Annotated in this window: 23 protein-coding genes; 16 read left to right on the top strand and 7 right to left on the bottom strand. The window is 65.8% G+C overall.

The window, feature by feature from the left end:
• Positions 1–5: 5 nt before the first annotated feature.
• The 8 genes from CAL18_RS04470 (at position 6) to recO (ending at position 8,229) form a co-directional block, all read left to right on the top strand.
• A complete protein-coding gene (locus tag CAL18_RS04470) occupies positions 6–506 on the top strand; it encodes a sigma-E factor negative regulatory protein (RefSeq protein WP_026640369.1) in 501 nt (166 codons plus the stop codon).
• Between the two features lie 50 nt (positions 507–556).
• Positions 557–1,561, top strand: coding sequence for a MucB/RseB C-terminal domain-containing protein (locus CAL18_RS04475; RefSeq protein ID WP_051423828.1), 1,005 nt, complete (start codon positions 557–559; stop codon positions 1,559–1,561).
• Positions 1,562–1,603: 42 nt separating this feature from the next.
• Entirely contained in the window at positions 1,604–3,070 is a 1,467-nt protein-coding gene (locus tag CAL18_RS04480) for a DegQ family serine endoprotease (protein ID WP_026640371.1), read from the top strand.
• 234 nt (positions 3,071–3,304) lie between these two features.
• Entirely contained in the window at positions 3,305–5,098 is a 1,794-nt protein-coding gene (gene lepA / locus CAL18_RS04485) for a translation elongation factor 4 (protein ID WP_026640372.1), read from the top strand.
• Positions 5,099–5,116: 18 nt separating this feature from the next.
• Entirely contained in the window at positions 5,117–6,001 is an 885-nt protein-coding gene (gene lepB, locus CAL18_RS04490; RefSeq protein WP_026640373.1) for a signal peptidase I, read from the top strand.
• 2 nt (positions 6,002–6,003) lie between these two features.
• A complete protein-coding gene (rnc, locus tag CAL18_RS04495; RefSeq protein WP_026640374.1) occupies positions 6,004–6,762 on the top strand; it encodes a ribonuclease III in 759 nt (252 codons plus the stop codon).
• Positions 6,759–7,649: a GTPase Era gene (gene era, locus CAL18_RS04500; RefSeq protein WP_026640375.1), complete on the top strand. Its 891-nt coding sequence runs from the start codon at positions 6,759–6,761 to the stop codon at positions 7,647–7,649. Before rnc ends, era begins: the two co-directional genes overlap by 4 nt.
• Positions 7,642–8,229: a DNA repair protein RecO gene (recO, locus tag CAL18_RS04505; protein ID WP_026640376.1), complete on the top strand. Its 588-nt coding sequence runs from the start codon at positions 7,642–7,644 to the stop codon at positions 8,227–8,229. Before era ends, recO begins: the two co-directional genes overlap by 8 nt.
• Before the next feature lie 39 nt (positions 8,230–8,268).
• Here recO and CAL18_RS04510 read toward each other — a convergent pair whose 3' ends face one another.
• The 5 genes from CAL18_RS04510 to CAL18_RS04530 all read right to left on the bottom strand — a co-directional run bounded on the left by CAL18_RS04510 (position 8,269) and on the right by CAL18_RS04530 (position 12,453).
• The gene (locus tag CAL18_RS04510; protein WP_094817402.1) at positions 8,269–8,958 is read right to left on the bottom strand and encodes a PliI family lysozyme inhibitor of I-type lysozyme; all 690 of its coding nucleotides are present in this window, start codon (positions 8,956–8,958) and stop codon (positions 8,269–8,271) included.
• 224 nt (positions 8,959–9,182) lie between these two features.
• Positions 9,183–9,893, bottom strand: coding sequence for a Bax inhibitor-1/YccA family protein (locus CAL18_RS04515; protein WP_026640377.1), 711 nt, complete (start codon positions 9,891–9,893; stop codon positions 9,183–9,185).
• A gap of 116 nt (positions 9,894–10,009) precedes the next feature.
• Positions 10,010–10,399 (bottom strand): hypothetical protein, encoded by a 390-nt coding sequence (locus CAL18_RS19665; RefSeq protein WP_094796157.1) that lies wholly within the window; start codon positions 10,397–10,399, stop codon positions 10,010–10,012.
• A 20-nt stretch (positions 10,400–10,419) separates the two neighbouring features.
• Positions 10,420–10,854 carry a DNA polymerase III subunit chi gene (locus tag CAL18_RS04525; RefSeq protein ID WP_026640379.1) on the bottom strand — a complete coding sequence of 145 codons (435 nt, stop codon included), beginning with the start codon at positions 10,852–10,854 and terminating at the stop codon, positions 10,420–10,422.
• A 102-nt stretch (positions 10,855–10,956) separates the two neighbouring features.
• Complete coding sequence (locus CAL18_RS04530) at positions 10,957–12,453, bottom strand: leucyl aminopeptidase (RefSeq protein WP_094796158.1); 1,497 nt, start codon at positions 12,451–12,453, stop codon at positions 10,957–10,959.
• A gap of 54 nt (positions 12,454–12,507) precedes the next feature.
• Between CAL18_RS04530 and lptF the strand changes: the two genes are divergently transcribed.
• Positions 12,508–13,608 carry an LPS export ABC transporter permease LptF gene (gene lptF / locus CAL18_RS04535; RefSeq protein ID WP_094817403.1) on the top strand — a complete coding sequence of 367 codons (1,101 nt, stop codon included), beginning with the start codon at positions 12,508–12,510 and terminating at the stop codon, positions 13,606–13,608.
• Between the two features lie 7 nt (positions 13,609–13,615).
• Here the strand turns inward: lptF and CAL18_RS04540 are convergent, their stop codons facing one another.
• The gene (locus CAL18_RS04540) at positions 13,616–14,536 is read right to left on the bottom strand and encodes a LysR family transcriptional regulator (protein ID WP_026640382.1); all 921 of its coding nucleotides are present in this window, start codon (positions 14,534–14,536) and stop codon (positions 13,616–13,618) included.
• Between the two features lie 141 nt (positions 14,537–14,677).
• Here CAL18_RS04540 and CAL18_RS04545 point away from each other — a divergent pair, with 141 nt between their 5' ends.
• The 4 genes from CAL18_RS04545 (at position 14,678) to CAL18_RS04560 (ending at position 19,234) form a co-directional block, all read left to right on the top strand.
• A complete protein-coding gene (locus CAL18_RS04545; protein ID WP_094796160.1) occupies positions 14,678–15,895 on the top strand; it encodes an ABC transporter substrate-binding protein in 1,218 nt (405 codons plus the stop codon).
• 76 nt (positions 15,896–15,971) lie between these two features.
• Positions 15,972–17,465 (top strand): CoA-acylating methylmalonate-semialdehyde dehydrogenase, encoded by a 1,494-nt coding sequence (locus tag CAL18_RS04550; RefSeq protein WP_026640384.1) that lies wholly within the window; start codon positions 15,972–15,974, stop codon positions 17,463–17,465.
• A gap of 324 nt (positions 17,466–17,789) precedes the next feature.
• Positions 17,790–18,734: a CysB family HTH-type transcriptional regulator gene (locus tag CAL18_RS04555; protein ID WP_026640385.1), complete on the top strand. Its 945-nt coding sequence runs from the start codon at positions 17,790–17,792 to the stop codon at positions 18,732–18,734.
• Positions 18,735–18,922: 188 nt separating this feature from the next.
• Complete coding sequence (locus CAL18_RS04560; protein ID WP_094817404.1) at positions 18,923–19,234, top strand: DUF2325 domain-containing protein; 312 nt, start codon at positions 18,923–18,925, stop codon at positions 19,232–19,234.
• Between the two features lie 60 nt (positions 19,235–19,294).
• On the opposite strand, the gene CAL18_RS04565 is transcribed toward CAL18_RS04560, so the two are convergent.
• The gene (locus CAL18_RS04565) at positions 19,295–19,924 is read right to left on the bottom strand and encodes a C40 family peptidase (protein ID WP_094796161.1); all 630 of its coding nucleotides are present in this window, start codon (positions 19,922–19,924) and stop codon (positions 19,295–19,297) included.
• A 37-nt stretch (positions 19,925–19,961) separates the two neighbouring features.
• Between CAL18_RS04565 and CAL18_RS04570 the strand changes: the two genes are divergently transcribed.
• The 3 genes from CAL18_RS04570 to CAL18_RS04580 are packed head-to-tail and all read left to right on the top strand — an operon-like array spanning position 19,962 to position 23,763.
• A complete protein-coding gene (locus CAL18_RS04570) occupies positions 19,962–22,019 on the top strand; it encodes a propionate--CoA ligase (RefSeq protein ID WP_283163495.1) in 2,058 nt (685 codons plus the stop codon).
• A complete protein-coding gene (locus tag CAL18_RS04575) occupies positions 22,016–22,423 on the top strand; it encodes a heme-binding protein (RefSeq protein ID WP_026640389.1) in 408 nt (135 codons plus the stop codon). Before CAL18_RS04570 ends, CAL18_RS04575 begins: the two co-directional genes overlap by 4 nt.
• Positions 22,420–23,763 (top strand): MFS transporter, encoded by a 1,344-nt coding sequence (locus CAL18_RS04580; protein ID WP_026640390.1) that lies wholly within the window; start codon positions 22,420–22,422, stop codon positions 23,761–23,763. Before CAL18_RS04575 ends, CAL18_RS04580 begins: the two co-directional genes overlap by 4 nt.
• Positions 23,764–23,920: the final 157 nt, after the last annotated feature.

Genomic DNA, 23,920 nt, shown 5'->3' on the forward strand with positions numbered 1-23,920 from the left:
CAGTCATGCAATCAACAGCCAAATCTGCGGTAGAAGCCGATATATCCCTCGAGGAATCGGTTTCCGCCTGGATGGACGGCGAAACGTCCGAAGATATTTTTCCCGATCTCGGCACTGCGCAAGGCCGTCGTACCTGGGACACCTACCACCTGATAGGCGATGTGCTGCGCAATGCCGACCTGGCCGTGAGCCCCAGCGCCGGTTTCCAGGCGCGTCTGGCGCGCGCGCTCGATGCCGAACTGCCCATCGTGGCTCCGCAGCGGCGCCGGTCGCCGCTGCGCATGGGCCTGTCGGGGCTGGCCGTGGCCGCCGCCGTGGCCACGGTAGCCTGGGTGGCACATCCCTACGTCATGGGCGGCGCCAGTCGCCCTGCCGACACCCCCGTACTGGCCGACGCCTCGGGTGGCGAAGCGCCGGTCCTGCGCGACTACCTCGAAGCCCATCGCCAGATGGCTGGCCCCAGTGCGGTGCGGCAGGTCTCGTTTGATGGCGGAGCAGGACGTTGATCGCACAGCTGCAAGCGTTCTGTCGGCCCGCACCTGGCCGCGGCGTGCGGATGCGCAGGCCGCTGCCGGCCGCTGGCTGGGCCCTGGCTGCGATGTTCCTGGTTGCGCTGGGCACTGCCCACCAGGCCGCCCGCGCCGCCGACCAGGCCCCGCAGGCAGGCTCGCTGCAACTGCTCTACGACATCCAGCAGGCCGCGCGCAAACACGATTACTCGGGCGTATTCCTGTATCAGCAGGGCGAAACGATCCAGTCGTCGCGGCTGGTGCATGTCATCGACGGCACCGGAGAGCGCGAGCGCCTCGAAGTGCTCGACGGCCAGCCGCGCGAGTACCTTCGTCATAACGACGAGATCCAATGCCTGATTCCCGAGCGCAAAACCGTGCTGATGGAGCCGCGGCGCGGCGACCGCTTCCCGGGGTTGCTGCTGGGCAATCCCACCGACCTGGCCCAGCACTACAACATCCGTGCCCAGGACAAGCTGCATCGCGTGGCCGACCGCCAGTGCCGGGTCATCGCCATCGAGCCGCGCGACAACCTGCGATACGGCTATCGCCTGTGCGCCGACGTGGCCACCAATCTGTTGCTCAAGGCGCAGACGGTCGACGCCGATCGCGGGGTGCTCGAGCAAGTGTCGTTCACGTCCATCCGCCTGGGCGGCGAGGTCGATTCCGCAGAGCTTTCGTCGCGCTGGAACACCCGCGACTGGAAGGTGCTGCAGCCGCGCATCGAACCCGTCGACCTGGCCGCGCAGGGCTGGCGCATTCCCGCGCCCAAGGGGTTTGTCGCCGTCATGCAGGTGACTCGGTCGATGGGCGCCAACAATGTAAGCCAGCTGGTCCTGTCAGACGGCCTGGCCGCAATTTCCGTGTTCATCGAACCTTACGACAACCGGCGCGGCCATCCGTTGTCGTCGGGGGCGGTGCGTCGCGGCGCCATCAATATCTACGGCACGCGAATTGCCGATTACTGGCTCACGGCGTTGGGCGAAGTGCCCGCCCAGACGCTCGAACAACTGGCTACAGCCACCGAATACGTGCCTGTCACGTCGAAATAACAATAAGCCTGCAAAAGGTTGGGGAATTTTCGGAGTTCTCTTATGCAAAAGCTTTCAGTGTCGATGTCTTTTTTCCGGCGCTTCTATTTTGCGCTGCTTGCCAGCCTGATGCTGGCGGCGGCCTATGGGCCCGCGCAAGCCCAGACCTCGGCCGCGCCCACGGTGGCGCTGCCTGACTTCAGCGCCATTGTTTCCAAAGTCGATCCGGGGGTGGTCAATATCCGCACCACCGCGAACATCCCGGTGCGCACGCCCGGGCGCGGCAACGACCCGTACGAACTGTTCCGCTGGTTCTTCGGTCCCGACTTCCAGCCGCCGGGCATGCCGCAGCAGCCGCAGATGCCCCGCCAGGCGCCTGAAGAGCGCAAGGTTCCCCGTGGCCTGGGTTCCGGGTTCTTCATTTCCGAAGACGGCTATATCCTCACCAACAACCACGTGGTGGCAGAAGCCGCCGATATCTACGTCACGCTCACCGACGGCCGCGAATTCAAGGCCAAGGTCATCGGCACCGACGAGCGCACTGACGTCGCGCTGATCAAGATCGACGCCAAGGGCATGACGCCGCTGGCAATCGGCGATCCCAACCTGCTGAAAAAGGGTCAGTGGGTGCTGGCCATCGGGTCGCCGTTCGGGCTCGATTCCACCGCCACGGCCGGTATCGTCAGCGCCATCGGACGCGACACCGGCGAATACCTGCCGTTTATCCAGACCGACGTGGCCGTGAACCCGGGCAACTCCGGCGGCCCCTTGCTCAACCTGAATGGCGAAGTGGTCGGGATCAACTCCCAGATCGTGTCGCGCAGCGGCGGCTTCATGGGCATTTCGCTGGCTATTCCCATCGACGAGGCCATGCGCGTGGCCGACGAGCTGCGTGAAAGCGGCAAGGTGACGCGCGGCCGCATCGGCGTGCAGATCAGCGAAGTGGGCAAGGAAGTCGCCGAGGCGATCGGCCTGCCCAAGGCCGAGGGCGCGCTGGTCAGCAACGTCGAGGCCGACGGGCCCGCCGACGACGCGGGCGTCAAGCCCGGTGATGTCATCACCTCGTTCCATGGCGAAACGATCAAGCGTTGGTCGGACCTGCCCCGTATCGTGGGCGAAACCAAGCCGGGCACCCGTACCGAAATGGAAGTGTGGCGCCGTGGCAAGACCGTGACCCTGTCGGTGCGGGTGGGCGAGCTGAGCGCCAGTTCCGCCACCGCTTCGGCCGAGGCCCCGGTCGAGCGTGAATCCGCCGGCAACGCGCTCGGCCTGCGCGTGGTCGATGTGCCGGCCGACTTGCAGAAGCGCCTGGGCATCAAGGGTGGCGCGCAGGTGCGCAGCGTCGAAGGCACGGCGGAAGCGGCCGGCCTGCAGCCCGGCGACATCGTGCTGGCCGTCAACAATACCGATGTGTCCGACGCGGCCCATTTCAACAAGCTGGCCGACAAGCTGCCCAAGGGCAAGGCGGCTGGCCTGCTGGTGCGTCGCGGCGAGCTCACCCAGTGGGTGGCCGTAGAACCCGCGAAATAGTCGTTGCGGTATTGCGTCAGTCGGCGCCCCAGCCGGGGCGCCGAGCAAAATCGGGCGGCTACGGCGCCTACGCGGCGGCGCGAACCGTATAAAATAGCCAGTTGCCGCAAAAGGGGCGCCCAGCGCCCCTTGTTTTTGGCCGGTTGCCGCGGGCTTGGCCTGCGTTTGCGCCATTTCGGCGTTTTATCCGTGTCGCGTCCCCAGGCACGGCTTTGCTCCTGATAAGCCCACCGTATGCAGCATATTCGCAATTTCTCCATCATCGCCCACATCGATCACGGCAAATCGACCCTGGCCGATCGCCTGATCCAGCGTTGTGGGGGCTTGGCGGCGCGCGAAATGTCTACGCAGGTGCTCGACTCGATGGATATCGAGCGCGAGCGGGGCATCACCATCAAGGCCCAGACAGCCTCGCTGCAATACCAGGCCCAGGACGGCAAGACTTACCACCTGAATCTTATCGATACACCGGGGCACGTCGATTTCTCGTACGAAGTCAGCCGTTCGCTGTCGGCCTGCGAAGGCGCCTTGCTGGTCGTCGATGCATCGCAGGGGGTCGAGGCCCAGACCGTAGCGAACTGCTACACCGCCATCGAGCTGGGCGTCGAAGTGCTGCCCGTGCTTAACAAGATGGACCTGCCGCAGGCCGATCCGGATGCGGCGCGCCAGGAAGTCGAAGACGTGATCGGCATCGACGCATCCGAGGCGGTGCTGGCCAGCGCCAAGACCGGCATGGGCATCGACGAAATCCTCGAAACCATCGTGGCGCGCGTGCCGCCGCCCAAGGGCGATCCGTCCGCGCCGCTGCAGGCACTGATCATCGATTCCTGGTTCGACAACTATGTGGGCGTGGTGATGCTGGTGCGCATCGTCAACGGCGTGCTGCGTCCCAAAGACAAGATCCTGCTCATGGCTTCCGGGGCCACGCATCTGTGCGAGCAGATCGGCGTGTTCACGCCCAAGTCCCAGCCGCGTACCGAACTGTCGGCGGGCGAAGTGGGTTTTGTCATCGCCGGCATCAAAGAACTGGCCCACGCCAAAGTGGGCGACACGATCACCCTGGCCGGCAAGGCCGCCAGCGCCCCGCTGCCGGGGTTCAAAGAGGTCAAGCCGCAGGTTTTCGCGGGCCTGTATCCGGTAGAAAGCTCCGAATACGACCAACTGCGCGACTCGCTCGAAAAGCTCAAGCTCAACGACGCCGCGCTGATGTTCGAGCCCGAGGTGTCGCAGGCGCTGGGCTTTGGTTTCCGTTGCGGGTTCCTGGGCCTGTTGCACATGGAAATTGTGCAAGAGCGCCTGGAGCGCGAGTTCGACATGGACATCATCACCACCGCGCCGTCGGTCGTGTACGAAGTCGAGCAGCGCGACGGCTCCATCGAAGTCATCGACAGCCCGGCGCGCATGCCTGAAGTGGGCAAGATCAACGATATCCGCGAGCCCATCGTCAAGGTCACCCTGTTCATGCCCCAGGAATACGTGGGGCCCGTGATGACGCTGTGCAACAACAAGCGCGGCGTGCAGATCAACATGAGCTATCACGGCCGCCAGGTGCACCTGACATACGAAATCCCGCTGGCCGAGATCGTGCTCGATTTCTTCGACAGGCTCAAGTCGGTATCGCGCGGCTACGCTTCCATGGACTACGAGTTCCTGGAATACCGCTCGGCCGATGTGGTGAAGGTCGATCTGCTCATCAATGGCGACAGGGTCGACGCCCTGGCCATGATCGTGCACCGGGCCAACGCGCGCTATCGCGCCCGCGACGTGGTTACCCGCATGCGCAGCCTGATTCCCCGCCAGATGTTCGACGTGGCCATCCAGGCGGCCATCGGCGCCGAGGTCATTGCGCGCGAAAACGTCAAGGCGCTGCGCAAGAACGTGCTTGCCAAATGTTATGGCGGCGACATCTCCCGCAAGAAAAAACTGCTCGAAAAACAAAAGGCCGGCAAGAAGCGCATGAAGCAGGTCGGCAGCGTCGAGATCCCGCAAGAAGCCTTCCTGGCCATCCTGCAAGTCGAAGACAAGTAGCAAAAAAGGGCGCCTTAAATGAGCTGGAACTTCGCACTCATACTTTTTGTGCTGCTGGTGGTAACCGGCATTATCTGGGCGCTGGACGTGGCCGTGCTGCGGCGGCGTCGCGCCCAGCGGGCGCAGGCGGCTGCCGCCGGCGTAGACACCGCCTACACCACCGACGCGCAAGAAGCCGAGCGCATGCGCCAGGCCGCCGCCGCCTCGGCGTCGCGCGTGCCATGGTGGGTGGAATACGCCGTCAGCTTTTTTCCGGTGATCCTGTTCGTGTTCGTATTGCGTTCTTTCGTGGTGGAGCCGTTTCGCATCCCGTCGGGGTCGATGCTGCCCACGCTGCAATCGGGCGACCTGATCCTGGTGAACAAATTCACCTACGGCATACGCCTGCCCATCATCGACAAGAAAATCATCCCGGTGGGCGAGCCGCAGCGTGGCGACGTGGCGGTGTTCCGTTATCCGGTCGACCCGGACGTGGACTACATCAAGCGTATCGTCGGGCTGCCCGGCGACGAAGTCGCCTATCTGGACAAAAAGCTCTACGTCAATGGCAAGCTGGTGCCGCACGAGCGCGACGGGCAATACTTCGAGCCCGACCGTGTTTCGTATATTGCGCAATATAAAGAAAAATTAGGCGAAGTTAGCCACCAGATACTGCTTGATGAAGACAAATCGCAGATCTACGGGCCCATCTGGAAGTTTCCGGGGCTGGACCACTGCGCTTACGCCCGTAATGGAGTACGCTGCAAAGTACCCGAAGGGCATTATTTCGCCATGGGCGACAACCGGGACAATAGCGCGGACAGCCGCTACTGGGGGTTCGTCCCTGACGGTAATATCGTCGGGAAGGCATTCTTCATCTGGATGAACTTCAGCGATCTGAGCCGCATCGGCAGCTTTAACTGAACATGTCCCTCGCCACGCTGGAAACCCGCCTGGATTACCGCTTCGGCAGCGCGGCCCTGCTCGAGCAGGCGCTCACGCACCGCAGCCACAGCGCTCGCCACAACGAGCGCCTGGAATTCCTGGGCGATTCCGTGCTGAATTTCGTGGTGGCGGCCATGCTGTACGAACGTTTTCCCAAGCTCGACGAAGGCGACCTGTCGCGCCTGCGCGCCAACTTGGTCAAGCAGGCATCGCTGGCGGATATCGGCCAGCGCCTGGAATTGTCGCAGCACCTGCGCCTGGGCGAAGGCGAACTGAAAAGCGGCGGCTTTCGCCGGCCGTCCATCCTGGCCGATGCCGTCGAGGCGATTTTCGGGGCCGCGTTCCTTGACGGCGGCTTCGAGGCGGCACGCAAGGTCATCGTGCGGCAATACCAACCGGTGCTGGCCAGCGTCGATCCCCGGACGCTGGGCAAAGACGCCAAGACCCTGCTGCAGGAATTCCTGCAAGGGCGCAAGCTGGCGCTTCCGCAGTACACCGTCGTGGCCACGCATGGCGCTGCGCACAGCCAGCAGTTCGAAGTCGAATGCGCCATTCCGGCGCTCGAGATAAAGGTGGTGGCGCCCGGCGCCAGCCGGCGCGCCGCCGAACAGTCCGCGGCCAAGCTGGCGCTGGAGGCCGCCCAGGCGGCCAGCCCCGCGCGCGCCACGCGCAAGCCGGGCAAGGCCCGAAAAACCGCGCAATTGTCACTGCCCGTGGCAGTGGCCCAAGAGGTCAAATGAGCAATACCCCTTTCCGAGCCGGGTTCATCGCCGTGGTCGGGCGCCCCAACGTGGGCAAATCCACCCTGACCAACGCCCTGATCGGGTCGAAAATTTCCATTGTGTCGCGCAAGGCGCAAACCACGCGGCATCGCATCCATGGCGTGCTGACGCGCGAGCACGAGCAGTTCGTGTTCGTCGACACGCCGGGCTTTCAGACCCGCCATGGCGGCGCCATGAATCGCATGATGAACCGGGTGGTGACGCAGGCGCTGGCCGAAGTGGACGTGGTTGTGCATGTGGTCGAGGCCGGCAAGTGGACCGACGGCGACGCCCAGCTGCTGCCGCTGTTGCCGGATGCCCGCCGCACCATCCTGGTGGTCAGCAAGATCGACGCGCTGAAGCGGCGCGACGAGCTGTTTCCCTTTGTGTCCCGGATCGTGGCGCAGCATGCCTACGATGCCGTCGTGCCGGTCAGCGCGCTGAAGGATCAACAGCTGGACCAGCTGCTCGACGAGATCGCACGGCGGCTGCCCGAGGGCGAACCGATGTTCGAAGAGGATACGCTCACCGACCGTCCGGTGCGGTTCATTGCCGCCGAACTGCTGCGTGAAAAGATCTTCCGCCTGGTCGGCGATGAACTGCCGTATGGCTGTACGGTTGTCATCGAGCAATGGGAAGAAAACGACAAGAGCGCGCGCGTGGCGGCCTGTGTGGTGGTCGAGCGCGAAAGCCACCGGCCCATTCTGCTGGGCGCGGGCGGCGGGCACATGAAGCGCATCGCGACCGAAGCGCGCCAGGACATCGCCAAGTTGCTCGACAAGCCCGTGCACCTGGAGGTGTACATCAAAGTGCGCAAGGGTTGGTCGGAGCGCGAAAGCGCCTTGCGCGATCTGGGCTATGAGTAAAAGGGCGCACCGCGTCCTGGATTGCCCCGCCTACATGCTCCACGCCACCGCGTGGCGCGAAACATCGCTGATCGTCCAGAGTTTTTCCCGCGAGTATGGCTGCGTGGCCCTGGTGGCCAAGGGCGCCAAGCGGCCTTATTCGGTGCTGCGTCCGGTGTTGTCGGCATTCCAGCCGCTTACCCTGTCGTGGAGCGGGGCGGGCGAGGTCAAGACCCTTACCCGCGCCGAAGTGGCGGGCCTGCGGCCGCTGGCGGGCACGGCCCTGATGTCGGCCTGGTACATGAACGAACTGTTGCTGCGCCTGCTGCCGCGCGAAGATGCGCATCCCACGCTGTTCGACGCCTACGACACGGCCCTGCACCAGTTGGCGAGCGGCAGCCGCGCGGCGGGCGCCTTGCGGCGCTTTGAATGGACGCTGCTGCGCGAGACAGGCTACGGCATTGACGAGGCGGAACCCGATTTCAACGACCCGGCGATCGAGCCGGCCCTGCGGCGCGACCTGCGCGAACGGTTGGCGGCCAACCTGGCCGGGCGGCCCCTGGCGACTCGCCGCGTGCTGCTGGATCTGCAACGGCTCTAGCGCCATCGCGCGGTAACGTCGGCCTTGCCGTTGCGGGCCTCAGGGCGTTTTCGACAGCTCCGGCATCCACTGCAGCTTTTGCCCATCCAGGATCTCGTAGACGTCCACCGTCAGGTAGTTGCCCGACCCGGCGGTTACCAGCGTAACGGCCAGCTCGGGCTGCCCATCGCCGTCCATGTCTTTGAATTCCGCTTGCCGCAATTCGCCGTCGCGCGGGCGGATGATGCCATCGGCATAGTCGCCGACAGACAAGTCGCGGTACAGACGCACGCTGTACGTGCCGATCGAGGCAGGCTCGGCGGTTTCCTGGGCGACCACAATCGAGGCAGGCCCTGCTCCCAGCGGCACCACGATGGGTTGCGGCGCGGCGGCGTCGGCGGGGCTGGGGGAGCCGGCCCATTCGACCACACTGGCGCGATGGGTACGGCGGTCGACCAGGCACAGCAGGGTTTGCGCCGCCCCTTGCATGTGGGGCTGCGGCGCCCGCCCTCGGATCAGCAGCGCGGTCTGGCCGGATTGGTCGTCGAACTGCATGGGCATGCCCACTTGTTCGGTGCTGCCCAGGCCCGAGGCCTGTGCGCACAGGCGCAGCGCCTTGTCTTCTTGCTGCTGCCATGCGGCCGGCGAGCTGGCGTGGGCATCGTGTACAAACAGCGCGGCCGCAAGGGGCGCTGCGGCGAGTGCGGCGGCAAACGGCAACGAGGCCGGGGCGTGGCGGCGTTGGGGCATGCGGGTGCTCGTGTAGCGTAAGGAAGCGCCCATGATGAACCACGGGCGGCAGCGTGTCCATGGGGCTGCGGGCCGACGCCTGATTGCCCGCCGATGGCGGCCGCCGGCCGGCAGCCCGTGACGCATCGCGGCCGCGGCGTGCCCACGCGCAGGGAAAGCGCGGGCGGCAAAGGAAAAGGGCCCGCACATGGCGGGCCCCCAGGATTGCCGGTTGCCGTGGCAGGTTATTCGCGGTCACCGCCGAAGATGCCCAGCAGCATCAGCAGGTTCGAGAATACGTTGTAGACATCCAGGTAGATGGCCAGCGTGGCGGAAACATAGTTGGTTTCGCCGCCGTTGACCACGCGCTGCAGGTCTACCAGCATGAACGCCGAGAAGATCACGATGGCCAGGACCGAGATCGTGAGCATCAGCGCGGGCATTTGCAGGAAGATGTTGGCCAGGGCCGCCACCAGAATGACCACGGCGCCGGTGAACAGCCATTTCTGCATGCTGGACAGGTCGCGCTTGATGGTGGTGGCCAGCGTGGCCATTGTGCCGAACACGACGGCCGTGCCGCCGAACGCGGTCATGACCAGCTGCGCACCGTTGCCCATGCCCAGCACGAAGCCCAGCAGGCGCGACAGCATGACGCCCATGAAGAACGTAAAGGCCAGCAGCAGCACGACGCCGAGCGAGCTGTTCTTGTTTTTTTCGATGGCGAACATCAGGCCGAAGGCGCCGACCAGGAAGATGATGGCGGACAGCCCGGGGCTGGTCATCATGATCTGGTTCACGCCGGTCTGCAGGCCGACGGCCGCGCCCAGCACGGTGGGGATCAGCGACAGCGCCAGCAGCCAGTACGTATTGCGCAACACTTTGTTGCGCACGACCTCGCCAGCCGTGCCGGCGTACGCGCCTGAGCGGTTGAAGGGGGAAGGACGGTATTCGTTCATAAACGGCTCCTGTGGGCGGCTAACGGTTTGCCCTGTGCAATTAGATAGCTAGGATACCTTACAGTTCCCTGAAAAATCCACTCGCATAGCGGACAACGGGGGCGGCAGGCATGGATTCAGCCCGGGCGCACGGCACGGACGGCGCGCTCGATCAAGGCGGGCAGTTCGGCCTCCATGCGGGCCCGCAGTCCGGCCGCCGCGTCGTCGATGGCGTGCTGCAAGGCCTGTTCCAGCTCGGCCTGGAGGGCCGAGCGCAATACTGCATCGGCGCCGGCCGTGGCGGTTCCGGCAGCCGCCGCCGCGCTCCAGGCGGCATGGGCTGCGTCGGCTCCGCCGGCCGCATCCGATGGCAGCGCCGAAGACGGTGTATCGGTGACCTGGGTCAGGATGGGCACCTGGGGCTGGGGGCGGGCCTGCTCTGCCGGCGCGGGCTGCGTGGAGCCCAGCGTGGGCTCGGCCCGCTGCGTCAGCGTAGGAATGCCAGGGTCGGAATAGTGGTGGGGCATGCGGGGCTCCGGATGGCGGCCTAGGACGCGCGGCCGGCCAGGTCGTGGCTGTGGGGCGTATGCCCGGCGGCGACGTAGGCGCGCCACCGCTGGCGTGCCGCCTGCCGATCGGCAGGGTCGTCGGATACGATTTCCAGTACGCGCATGAATGCATCGTACCCAGGCGGGCAGGCGTCGTCCAGATTGAGCAGCCAGCATTCGTCGCGACCGGCCGGGCTGGGTGTGGCGGCGGTCAGCGTGACCGGCGTGTCGGCGGCCAGAGGATCCGTGGCCAGCACATGGGGCACAAAAGAGATGTCGTCGAAGGCCCACAACATGCGGTCGAACGCGGCCAGACGGACGCTGTCCGAGCAATACACCACCAGCTGCTGGCCTGCCTGGTAGCGCTTGCGGGCGGCATGGCAGGCGGCCCGCAGGCGATCCGGGGCGCCGAAGGCAAAGTCGATACGGGTCATGGAACAAGCCGGCGCCGGGCCGGCGCCGCGGCGCGAGCCGCGCCAGCCGCCGGATGGGCGGCCGGGCGGGCTAGCCGCGGCGTGGATACCGGCGCGTTCACGTCAGGCCTGGTCGAGCAGGAACTGCATCAGCAGCGGCACGGGGCGGCCCGTGGCGCCCTTGTCTTTGCCGCCGCGCCAGGCGGTGCCCGCGATGTCGAGGTGAGCCCAGCGATACGCCTTGGCAAAGCGCGACAGGAAGCAGGCCGCCGTGACGGAACCGGCCGGCGGGCCGCCGATATTGGCGATGTCGGCGAAATTCGACTTGAGCTGGTCCTGGTAGGCGTCTTCGAGAGGCATGCGCCAGGCCGGGTCGAGCGCCTGCCGGCCCGCGGCCAGGAGTGCGTCCGCCAGCGCGTCGTCTTGCGTGAACAGGCCCGTGTTGACGTGGCCCAGCGCCACCACGCACGCGCCGGTGAGCGTGGCGATGTCGATCACGGCCGATGGCTTGAAGCGTTCGGCATACGTGAGCGCGTCGCACAGCACCAGCCGGCCTTCGGCGTCGGTGTTGAGGATTTCGATGGTTTGCCCCGACATGCTGGTGACGATGTCGCCCGGCTTGTTGGCCTTGCCGCTGGGCAGGTTCTCGCACGCGGCAATGAGACCCACCACGTCGACCGGCAATTCGAGTTCGGCCAGCGCCCGGAAGGTGCCCAGCACGCTGGCCGCGCCGCACATGTCGTACTTCATTTCGTCCATCGTGGCCGCAGGCTTGAGCGAAATACCCCCGGCGTCGAACGTGATGCCTTTGCCCACCAGCACGACCGGGCCGTTCTTGGACTTCTTGGCGGCCTTGGCGGTGTGGCGCAGCACGATAAAGCGCAGCGGCTCGTCGGAGCCGCGCGCCACCGACAGGAACGAGCCCATGCCCAGGGCTTCGACCTGCTTGCGGTCGAGCACCTCGACTTTCAGCGACTTGAATTCACGGGCCAGCTTCCTGGCGGTTTCGCCCAGGTAAGTGGGGGTGCAGACATTGCCCGGCAGGTTGCCGAGCGTGCGGGTGAGTTCCATGCCGCGCGCAATGGCGCCGCCTTCCCGCAGGCCTTGCTGGGCCTGGGTGGCGTCGCTGCGCTCGACCACTTGCACGATTTTCTTGAGCTTGGGCCGCGCGTCGCGATCGGGTTTGCCCAGGGTGGCATCGTAATGATAGGTGGCCGCGCCGGCGGCGATGGCGGCCGCGCGGGCGCGGGCGCGCACCGGAACGTCGGCGATGGGGTTGGCCGCCAGGGTGGACACCGCTTCGGTGATGCGGGCCGCCACGCAGGCCGACGCGAACCCCTGTTCGGCGGCGGAATGCGCGCGCGCGTTGTAGTCGCTTTGCTTGCCCAGGCCCACCAGCACGATGCGCTGCGCCGACACGCCGGGCAGCGCGCGCAGCACCAGGGTGGCGCCGGCGCGACCGCGGAACTCGTTCTTGACGACCTGGCGCACGACGCTGTTGCTGGCGCGATCGATGACATCGGCGGCCGGGCTGAGTTCGCCGTCGGCATACACGCCGATGCCCAGCGCGGCTGTCTTGATTTGATGCAGGGAAGCTGTGGTCTGTGTGCTAAATTCCATGGAGGATTCCCGTGTGCGTGGTGCAGTGCGGTTGATTATCCCGCATATTCTCACATGTCTCTATTCAAACGGTCTGTCGTCGCCGAGATCACCAGCCACGCGGGCGTGGTGTTCTCGACGCTGGTGGTGGTATGGCTCAGCGTGCTGCTGGTGCGATTGCTGGGCGAGGCGGCAGGGGGCACTATCGGGGCCGACGTCGTGCTTGGCCTGGCGGCCTTTTCCACGATTACCGCATTGCCCACGGTGTTGTCGGTGTCGTTGTTCATTGCGGTGCTTACTACCGTTACGCGCAACTATCGCGAATCCGAAATGGTGGTGTGGTTCGCCAGCGGCCTGTCGCTCGCCGACTGGCTGCGACCCGTGATGCGCGTGGCGCTGCCCACGGCGGCGCTCGTCGCAGTGCTGACGCTCCTGGCGTCGCCATGGGCGTATCGCCAGATCGCCGAATATCGCGAACGCTTCGAGCAGCGTTCGGACCTTTCCAAAGTCACGGCCGGCCAGTTCGCCGAATCGGGCGATGGCCAGCGGGTTTTCTTTGCCGAAGAGCCCACGCGCGAGGGCGACGAACTGGGCGCGGTGTTCGCGCGCGAGACAGGGCCCGAATGGCATAGCGTCATGACCGCCAGCAGCGCGCGCATCGAAACCGAACCCAACGGCGACCGGTTCCTGGTGCTGGGCGCGGGGCACCGCTACGACCTGAAGCCGGGCACGCCCGAGATCCGCCTGGTGGATTTCGACCGCTATGGCATGCGTCTGGAAAGCAAGTCGGGCGACCCGTTGGCCGAAGCCCGCGCGGCCGCAGAGCGGTCCAGCAAGGCCCGCCCCACCATGCAGCTGATTGCCGACGATACCGATAGCGCCTGGGCGCAGATCATGTGGCGGATTTCACTGCCGCTGGCCGCGCTGAACCTGGCATTGCTGGCGATTCCGCTGGGTGCGGTCAATCCGCGCCTGGGGCGGTCGGGCGACCTGCTGATTGCCGGGCTGGTGGGCTTGCTCTACATGAACGTGATCAACCTGTCGCGCGCGTGGATCAGCAGCGGCAAGCTGCCGTTCGGGGTAGGCGTGTGGGCGGTGCACGCGGTGGTGCTGGCGCTGGCGGCCTATTTGCTGATGCGCCGCCTGCGCGTGAAAGCGCCGCGCCAGGCAGCCTGAGCCCGCGCTACGGCAGGTAGCGCATGGCGCCGCGGCGGCCGGCCAGCAGGGGGGCATTGCGGGCGATCGAACGCCGCATGAAATCCCATAGCACCGACATGCGCTTGAGCTTGTGCAAGTCCTCGTGGCAGTACATCCAGAAACTGCGGGTGATGATGACGTCGTTCTCCAGCACGGGCAGCAGCCGCGCATCCTGTGCGGCGATAAAGCAGGGCAGGATGGCCAGGGACCGCCCCTGCAGCGCGGCATGGTATTGCGCCACGACACTGGTGCTGCGCAGCACGACGCGGCTGTCCGGCAACAGGTCTTCCAGATAGCGCAGGCGCTCGCTGAACAGCAGTTCGTCCACATAACCGATGAAGGTGTGGCCCGCCAGGTCCGCGCGACTGGCGATGGGGGCGTGGCGGCCCAGGTATTCGGGCGTGCCATACAGGCGCAGGGTGTAGTCGCACAGCTTGGTGCACACATACGGCCCGCGTTGCGGGCGCTCGATGGTGATCGCCAGGTCGGCCTCGCGTTTGGACAGGCTGACAAACCGGGGTACCGGCAGGATATCGAGCGTGATGTGCGGGTAGCGGCGCTGGAAGTCGGCGGCCAGCGGGGTCAGCACATAACTGCCGAACCCTTCGGTCGCGCCAATGCGCAGATGGCCCGACAGGGCCTGGCCGATACCCGACAGGTTTTCGCGCGCGCTCTGCATGGCGCTTTCCATCTGTTCGGCATAGACGAACAGGCGCTGGCCGTCTTCGGTCAGCATGAAGCCGCTGCTGCGCGATTTTTCGAACAGCAGTGTGTCGAGTTCCGCCTCCAGCGCGCGTATGCGGCGCCCCACCGTGGTGTGCTCGACGCCCAGCCGGCGGGCCGCGGCGCTGATGCGCTGGGTGCGGGCCACCTCCAGGAAATACCGTAATCCATCCCAATCCAGCAAAGCGGGCTCCTTTGGGCATTTATGCACAACGAATGTGCAATTTGTGCTGTTGCCTGGGGATTTTTACACATCTACACTAAGTCAGCCCTCGGGCGGCTGCAAAGCCCGGGCGACAACACTAATAATTCACCGGAGACAAACATGACGATGCACGCTCGCGGGCTGGCCGCCGGGTTATGCCTGGGCGCCTTGCTGGCCGGTCCAGCCGTGGCGGCCGACAAGCCGGCCGTGAAAATCGGTGTCCTTACCGACATGTCGGGAACCTATGCCGCAATGGGAGGCCCCGGCTCGGTGGCCGCTGCCCAGCTGGCCATCGACGATTGCCTGGCCGCCGAGTGCAAGGGCATGACGATCGAACTGGTTTCCGCCGACAACCAGAACAAGGCGGACGTGGGCGCAGCCCGGGCGCGCGAATGGTTCGACCGTGACGGCGTGACCGCCATCGCGGACCTGACCAATTCGGCGGTGGCGCTGGCCGTGCAGGGCATTGCGCGCGAGAAAAACAAGGTGGTGCTGTTTTCCGGTCCGGCCACCACGGCGTTGACCAACAAAGAATGCTCGCCGCTCGGCTTTCACTGGATGTTCGACACGTATTCGCAATCGGCCGGCGGCGCCAAGGCCACGGTGCGGGCCGGCGGCAAGACCTGGTACTTCATTACCGTGGACTACGCGTTCGGCCATTCGCTGGAAGCCGATACGTCCAAGGCTGTAAAGGCGCTGGGCGGAGAAGTGGCCGGCTCGGTGCGCCACCCCCTGAACGCGCCAGATTTCGCCTCGTACCTGCTGCAGGCCCAAAGCTCCGGAGCACAGGTCGTGGCGCTGTCCAACGGCGGCCAGGATACGGTCAATGCCGTCAAACAGGCGCGCGAGTTCGGTATCGTGGAAGGCGGGCAGCGGCTGGTGTCGCTGCTGATCTTCCTGTCGGACCTGCGCGCGCTGGGGCTGGAAAACGCGCAGGGCCTGTCGTACGTGGATGGCTTCTACTGGGATTACGACGATGCCACGCGCAACTGGTCGGCGCGCTTTGAAAAGGCGTTCCGCGGCCTGAAGCCGACCATGACGCAGGCGGGCGTGTATTCCAGCGTGCTGCACTATCTGCGCGCCGTGGCCGCCACGGGCAGCACCGACGGCAAGGTGGTCGCCGACAAGATGCGCGAGCTGCCGATCAAAGATCCGATCATGCGCAACGCCAGCATCCGCCCGGATGGGCGGGTGATCCACGACATGTATTTGTACGAAGTGAAAAAGCCCGGTGAATCCAAGGGCGGCTGGGATTATTCCAAGCTGGTTGCCACGATTCCCGCCGAAGAGGCCTTCCAGCCGCTGGCCGACTCCACCTGCCCGCTGCTGAAACCGTAAAGCGGCTGCCGGGGGCAGGCCGGGGGGCCGGCTCCTGGGGCCGGCCGCATCCCGTCTTTTACTAGGAGCAACCCCCATGAGTGCAGTCCCCACCGTACCGCTGTTGATCGGCGGCAAGCTGATCGAATCCAAAACCTCGGAGTGGCGCGACGTGATCGACCCGGCCACCCAGCAAGTAGTGGCCCGGGTGCCATTCGCCACGCGCGAAGAACTGGACCTGGCGGTGTCCAATGCCAAAGAGGCTTTCCAGACCTGGCGCAATACCGGGCAGGGCGCCCGCATGCGCGTGATGCTGAAGCTGCAGCAGCTGCTGCGCGAGAACACCGGCAAGCTGGCCGAAATGATTACGCGCGAACACGGCAAGACGCTGCCCGACGCCGAGGGCGAAGTCGGCCGCGGCCTGGAAGTGGTCGAGCACGCGTGCTCGATTGCCAGCCTGCAGCTCGGCGAATACGCAGAAAATGCCGCGGGCGGCATCGATGTCTACACGCTGGTGCAGCCGCTGGGCGTATGCGCGGGCATCACGGCGTTCAACTTCCCGGTGATGCTGCCTTGCTTCATGTTCCCGATTGCCGTGGCTTGCGGCAACACGTTTGTGCTCAAGCCTTCCGAGCAGGATCCGTCGTCGTCGTTGTTCCTGGCGCAGCTGGCGCTCGAGGCCGGCCTGCCGCCGGGCGTGCTGAACGTGGTGCACGGCGGGCCCGACATCGCCAACGGCCTGTGCGAACATCCGGACATCAAGGCCGTCTCGTTCATCGGCTCCACGCGAGTAGGGTCGGAAATCTACCGTCGCGCGTCCGATGCGGGCAAGCGTTGCCAAGCCATGATGGGCGCCAAGAACCATTGCGTGATCCTGCCCGACGCCGATCCCGAAGTCGCGCTGAACCAGTTGCTGGGTGCCGCCTTTGGCGCGGCGGGGCAGCGCTGCATGGCCGCATCGGTAGCCGTGCTGGTGGGCGAGGCCCGCAACTGGCTGCCGGATTTCGTCGAGCGCGCCAAGCGCCTGAAGGTCAATGCCGGCACTGACCGCGAGGCCGACCTGGGGCCGCTGGTGTCGCCCGGCGCCCGGCAACGCGTCGAAAGCCTGATCCAGAAGGGCGTGGACGAGGGCGCCCGACTGTTGCTGGACGGCCGGAACATCAAGGTGCCGGGCTTCGAGAAAGGCAACTTCGTCGGGCCCACGGTGTTCGATGGCGTGTCCGAAAACATGACGATCTACACCGAAGAGGTGTTCGGTCCGGTATTGAGCGTGGTGGGAGTCGACACGCTGGAAGAAGCGGTGGCGTTCATCAACCGCAACCCCAACGGCAATGGCGTCGCGTTGTTTACGCAGGACGGCGGCGCGGCGCGTTACTTCCAGAACAATATCGACGTGGGGCAGGTGGGCATCAATATTCCCATTCCGGTGCCCGTGGCGTGGTTCAGCTTTACCGGTTCGCGCGGATCCAAGCTGGGCGACCTGGGGCCCAACGGCAAGCAGGCCGTACAGTTCTGGACCCAGACCAAGACGGTGACGGCCCGCTGGTCTGCCCATGGCCGTGCGGTGAACACCACCATCTCGATGCGCTGAACCGCGCGGCGATCCGGCGCCCGCGGGCGTCGGATCGCCGCTGTGCCGGCGGTTCCGGCTGTTCCGGTGTCTGACACCATCGGTGTCAGACACCCCCGCCGCCCGTCGCCGTCCGGGACGTTCCTCGTTGCCAGGTTCCGGTGTCTGACACCGACGGTGTCAGACACCCCCCGCCGCTCGTCACCGTCCGGGGCGTTCCCCGTTGCCCGGTTCCGGTGTCTGACACCGTCGGTGTCAGACACCCCCTCGGTGTATAGTTATTACTATAAATAATATAGAGCTGGTTCTATATTACTTATAATTGGCCCTCTAACAGGGGCCACTATGAACCTGCAGCAATTCCGTTTTGTACGTGAAACCATCCGGCGCGACTTCAACCTGACCGAAGCCGCGCGCATGCTGTATACGTCGCAGCCCGGTGTTTCGAAGGCCATCATCGAGTTCGAAGACGAGCTGGGCATCAAGATCTTCGAACGCCACGGCAAGCGCATCAAGGGCCTGACCAAGCCGGGCCTGGCCGTGTCGCAGGTAATCGACCGCATCATGCGCGAAGTCGACAACCTGAAGAAGGTCAGCGACGAGTTCGCCCGCCGTGACGAAGGCGGCCTGGTCATCGCCTGCACCCATACGCAGGCCCGATACCTGCTGCCGCGCGTCATTCCCGCTTTCCGCAAGCAGTTTCCCAAGGTGCACCTGTCGCTGGCCGAAGGCAGTCCCGCGCAACTTGCCGAGATGGTGCTGCATGAACAGGCCGACCTGGCCGTGGCCACGGAATCCCTGGCGCTGACGCCTGGCCTGGCGACGTTGCCGGTGTACACGTGGGAACATACGGTCGTGGTGCGTCCGGACCACCCCCTGTGCGAGTTGACCAGCAGCGAAGCGCGCAACCTGACACTGGCCCAGCTGGCCGAGCATCCCATCGTGACCTACGACCGCGCCTTTACCGGCCGCACCACCATCGACGAAGTGTTTGCCAGCCAGGGCATCCACCCCGACATCGTGCTTGAAGCGATCGATGCCGACGTCATCAAGACCTATGTCGATGTGGGGCTGGGCATAGGCATCATCGCCGGCGTGGCGTATGACCCGCGCCGTGACGCCAACCTGGTGGGTCTGCCGGTGGGGCACCTGTTCGGCACCCACACCACGCGCGTAGGCGTGAAGGCGGGAGTCTTTCTGCGCGATTACGTCTACACCTTTCTGGAAATGATGGCCCCGGCGCTCACGCGCGATGTGGTCGCCGACGCGGTGCAGGGCCAGGGCGCCTGATTCCGCATTGCGCAGTCTGCCAGCCGGGCCCTTGCGGGCCGGCATTTTTTTTGCCCCTGGCACGGTCGATGCTATGCCCGGGAGCAGGGCGATAAAAATAATTAAATAAGAACCGATCTCATTTAAGTTGACTAAAAAATAGGAATCATTATCATTAACTCCGGTTCAACGAATCCGGGACAGACATCATGACATCAGCACTCAGTGCGGTAGTAGTGGGAGCAGACAGGCTGGGCAATATCCCCGAGCTGCTCAAGGGCCACAATATTGCTATCACGCACCACATCAGCGGTCGTGATCCGTCGCACCAGAAGAAAACGCTGCAGCTGCCTTCGGGCACCCAGCTGGTCATTTTGCTGACCGACTTCCTGGGGCACAACGTAATGAAGACCTTCCGCAACGCCGCGCAGCGCGGCGGCATCCGCGTCGTGGCCTGCCGCCGGTCGATCTGCAGCATGAAGCAGGCATTGCAGCAATGCGGCCTGTGCACGATGCATTGACCAGAAGGGTGGGGCCGGGCCACACCCGGCCTGCGCGGCCGACGTGGGCCGCAATCCGCGCTAGCGGGCGGGCGCCGCGGCCAGCCGGTCGATGTCCAGGCGGCGCGCCCCGTTATAGCGCTTGGCCCAGTAGGTCAGGGTCATTTTCTCGATGCGCACCACACCGCCCGCGCTGGGCGAGTGCACGAAGCGGTTGTCGCCCAGGTAGATGCCCACGTGCGAATAGCGCCGGCCCAGGGTGTTGAAGAACACCAGGTCGCCGGGCTGCAGCTGTTTTTTTTCTATCGAGGTTCCCATCAGCGCAATGGCCGAGCTGCTGCGCGGCAGCTTCATGCCCAGGGCCTGCTGCGCCGCATACGACACCAGCCCGCTGCAATCGAAGCCCGTGTCGGGAGACGAGCCGCCGTACCGGTAGGGCACGCCCAGCTGGTCCAGGGCGGCGCTGATGAGCGGCTCATGGGCGGCCTGTTGCTGGCGGGTCAGCTTGCGCGTGACGAGCGCGCCGATCGGGTCGGCCGACGCAGACGCCGCGGCCAGATCCTGGGCGTCGAGGATGCCGGGGTCGGCCACGGGCCGCAGTTCAGGCGCGGCGCAACCGCCCAAGGCCAGGCACAGCGCCAGCAGCCACGCCCGCCGGCCGGGCTGGCCGCGGTAGGGTTTATCGTGCGCTGCGGTGAAATACCGTTGCATGCCCGCCTGAGCGAGGCGCCTGGCCCCACGGATCGTGATGGAAGTTGCCGCGATTCTAGCAAATGACCGGCATTGCGGCGCGGCCGCACATGGGGAATTCCCCAATTCGCAAGGCAAGCCTGGTGCAAGCTTTAGCGGCCAAAATACGCCGTTAGAGGCCGAAGACGCCCGCTTACGGAGAGCACGTCCGTCAACGGAGACACGCATGCAGAAAACCCGCGACTTCCATCGCCGCTCTATCGACAATCGCGACGCATTCTGGCGCGCCGAGGCCGAGCGCATCCATTGGGAAATCCCGTTCGAGCAGGTGCTCGATTTTTCGCGCCCGCCGTTCGCCCGCTGGTTCGTCGGCGGCCATACCAACCTTTGCTACAACGCCGTCGATCGGTGGCTGCCCCAGCAGGCCGACCGGCCGGCGCTGATCTGGGTGTCTACCGAGGTCGATCGCGAGCGCGTCTATACGCGCCGCGAGCTGTACGAAGAGGTGAACGCGGTGGCCGCCATGCTGCGCGAGCAGGGGGTGGGGCGCGGCGACCGGGTACTGCTGTACATGCCCATGGTGCCCGAGGCAGTGTTCACCATGCTGGCCTGCGCCCGGCTTGGGGCGGTGCATTCGGTCGTGTTCGGGGGCTTCGCCTCGGTGAATCTGGCGCAACGCATCGACGACGCCACGCCCAAGGTCATCGTGTCGGCAGACGCCGGATCGCGGGCGGGCAAGGTAGTGCCCTATAAGCCCTTGCTCGACAAGGCCCTGGCCTTGTGCGCGCACCCGCCGGGCTCGGTCATCGTGGTGGACCGCGGCCTGGCAGACGCCGAGCGCCAGCCGGGCCGCGACCTGGACTATGGCGAACTGTGCGCGCGTCATCAAGGCGCCCACGTGCCGGTCCAGTGGCTCGAATCGTCCGAGCCGAGCTATATCCTGTATACGTCCGGCACCACGGGCCGACCCAAGGGCGTGCAGCGTGACGTAGGCGGCTATGCAGTGGCGCTCGCGGCGTCGATGGAATATCTGTTCGACGGCAAGCCGGGCGACACGTATTTCTGTACCAGCGACATCGGCTGGGTGGTGGGCCATTCGTACATTGTCTATGGGCCGCTCATAGGCGGCCAGGCCACCATTCTGTACGAAGGCACGCCCGTGCGCCCGGACGGGGCTGTGTTGTGGCAGCTGGTCGAGCGCTACGGCGTCAATACACTGTTTTCCGCGCCCACCGCCGTGCGGGTGCTCAAGCGCCAGGCCCCGGAACTGCTGTCGCGCCACGATCTTTCCAGCCTGCGCGCCGTGTACCTGGCCGGCGAACCCCTGGACGAGCCCACCGCGCAATGGATTTCGCAGGGCCTGGGCAAGCCCATCATCGACAACTACTGGCAGACGGAGTCGGGCTGGCCCATCTTGTCGGCCCAGCCTGGCGTGGAGCGCGTGCCCACGCGCTTCGGCAGCCCGTCGTTTCCGGTTTATGGCTTCGATGTGCGCATCGTCAGCGAAACCACGGGCGAAGATCTTGCACCCAATGAAAAAGGCGTGGTGGCCATCGCGCCGCCGCTGCCGCCGGGCGCCATGTCCACCGTCTGGGGCGATGACGAGCGCTTCGTGCAGACTTATTTCTCGTCCATTCCGGGCCGCCAGCTGTATTCCACGTTCGACTGGGGGCGCGTGGACGACGACGGCTACTGGTTCATTCTGGGGCGCACGGACGATGTGATCAATGTCGCGGGCCACCGGCTGGGCACCCGCGAAATCGAAGAGTCCATCAACAGCCATCAGGCAGTGGCCGAATGTGCTGTGGTTGGGGTGGCCGACACGCTGAAAGGCCAGGCGGCCGTGGCGTTTGCGGTGCTGAAGAATCCGGCTATGGCCGCCACGCCCGACGACGCCCTGGCGCTCGAAGGCGATATCATGCGCGTGGTGCAAGAGCAGCTGGGCGCCGTGGCCCGGCCGGCGCGCATCCGTTTCGTGGCGGCCCTGCCCAAGACCCGTTCCGGCAAGGTGCTGCGCCGGGCCATCGTGGCCGTCTGCGAAGGGCGCGACCCCGGCGATCTCACCACCATCGAAGATCCGTCCTCTCTCGAGCAAATAAAGGAATCGCTGCAATGAACACCAAACCCGCACTGACCGCCGAAGACGTCAAGAAGATCCTGGCCGCCGCCGAGGCGCACGCCGCAAAGAACGGCTGGGCCGTGACCATCGCCGTGGTCGACGATGGCGGACATGCGCTGGGTCTGCTGCGCCTGGATGGCGCCCCGCCGATCTCCGGCCACATCGCGCCGGCCAAGGCGCAAACCGCCGCGCTGGGGCGGCGCGAGTCGCGCGTCTATGAAGAGAACATCAACAACGGCCGGTATTCCTTCCTTTCGGCGCCGCTTCTGCAGGGCATGCTCGAAGGGGGCGTGCCCATCGTGGCCAACGGCACGGTGGTCGGCGCGGTGGGCGTGTCGGGCGTGAAATCTTCCGAAGACGCCGATATCGCGCGCGTCGGCATCGCGGCACTGGGACTGTGACGCGGCCCCTGCCAGCCGAGCCGGCCGGCCTTGCGGCCGGCAGCCCGGCTGCGGGCTGGACGAACCTGCTCAACCCCGGAGTCCGGCGTCGCGAGATCTGGGCCTGGGCGATGTATGACTTCGCCAATTCCGGGTACACCACCGTCATCCTCACGACCGTGTTCAGCACGTATTTCGTGGGCGTGGTGGGCCAGCGCGCCGATTGGGCCACGCTGGCGTGGACGGCGGCATTGTCGTTGTCGTACCTGGCCATCATGCTCACCATGCCGGCGCTGGGGGCGCGGGCCGATGCGCGGGCGGCCAAGCGGCGGTTGCTGTTCGCCAGCACCGTCGGCTGCGTGGCCGCGACCCTGGTGCTGACCCAGGCCGGGCCCGGCGACGTCTGGCTGGCGCTGGCCGCCGTGGCGCTTTCCAACTATTGCTATTGCGTGGGCGAGTCCGTGGTGGCCGCCTTTCTGCCCGAGCTGGCCCGGCCTGCGGCGCTGGGGCGCGTGTCCGGATGGGGCTGGAGCTTCGGCTATTGCGGGGGCATGCTCACGCTGGGGCTGTCGCTGGCGTTCGTGACGTTCGGCGAGGCGCGCGGCATGCAGGCCGCGCAGTATGTGCCGTGGGTCATCGTCATCACCGCAGTGGTGTTCGCGCTGGCCGCGTTGCCGTCTTTTTTCCTGCTGCGCGAGCGGGCGGTGCCGCACGACATGGCGCTGCGGGCGCCCAACATGCTGCGCCGCCTTGCCGCGGCGTGGCGCGACACGGGCGCGCACTACCCCGAATTCCGCCGCCTGCTGATGTGCGGGGCCTGCTACCAGGCCGGCATCGCGGTCGTCATCACGCTGGCGGCGGTATATGCCGAGCAGGTCATGGGGTTCACCCTGCCGCAGATCATGTTGCTGGTGTTCACGGTCAATATCGGCGCGGCTGGCGGGGCCTTCGGCTTCGGCTACCTGCAAGACCGCATCGGCCACAAGCGCGCCCTGGCGGTCACGCTGGCCGGCTGGATCGTCATGGTGCTGGTGGCCTATGCCGCCGTGACGCCCGCCGTGTTCTGGGCCGCGGCCATCCTGGCCGGGTTGTGCATGGGCACCAGCCAGAGCGCGGGCCGCGCCATGGTCGGAGCGCTGGCGCCATCCGCGCGGCTGGCCGAGTTCTACGCCTTGTGGACCTTCGCGGTGCAGCTCGCCGCCGTGGTGGGGCCGCTGACCTACGGCGTGGTCACCTGGCTGACCGGCGGCAACCATCGCCTGGCCATTCTGGTCACCGGCCTGTTCTTCGTGGGCGGGCTGATCCTGCTGTCGCGCGTCGATATCCGGCGCGGCCTGGCCCGGAAAGCGCTGCAGGGCTGAACCTGCCCGGCAGCGGCTGGTATCCTAATAAAGTCGCCGCCGGCCACACGGGCCGCGGCGCCTGTGCCCGCCTGCCGCGTAAGGTGCCCGTAAGAGCGCGGCGATACGGTTGGGCATAGGCAGCTGGTCATAATTTGCCAAATCACGAAACCGGAGA

The organism is Bordetella genomosp. 7 (assembly GCF_002261415.1).
In the GTDB taxonomy this organism is placed as follows: domain Bacteria; phylum Pseudomonadota; class Gammaproteobacteria; order Burkholderiales; family Burkholderiaceae_B; genus Bordetella_A.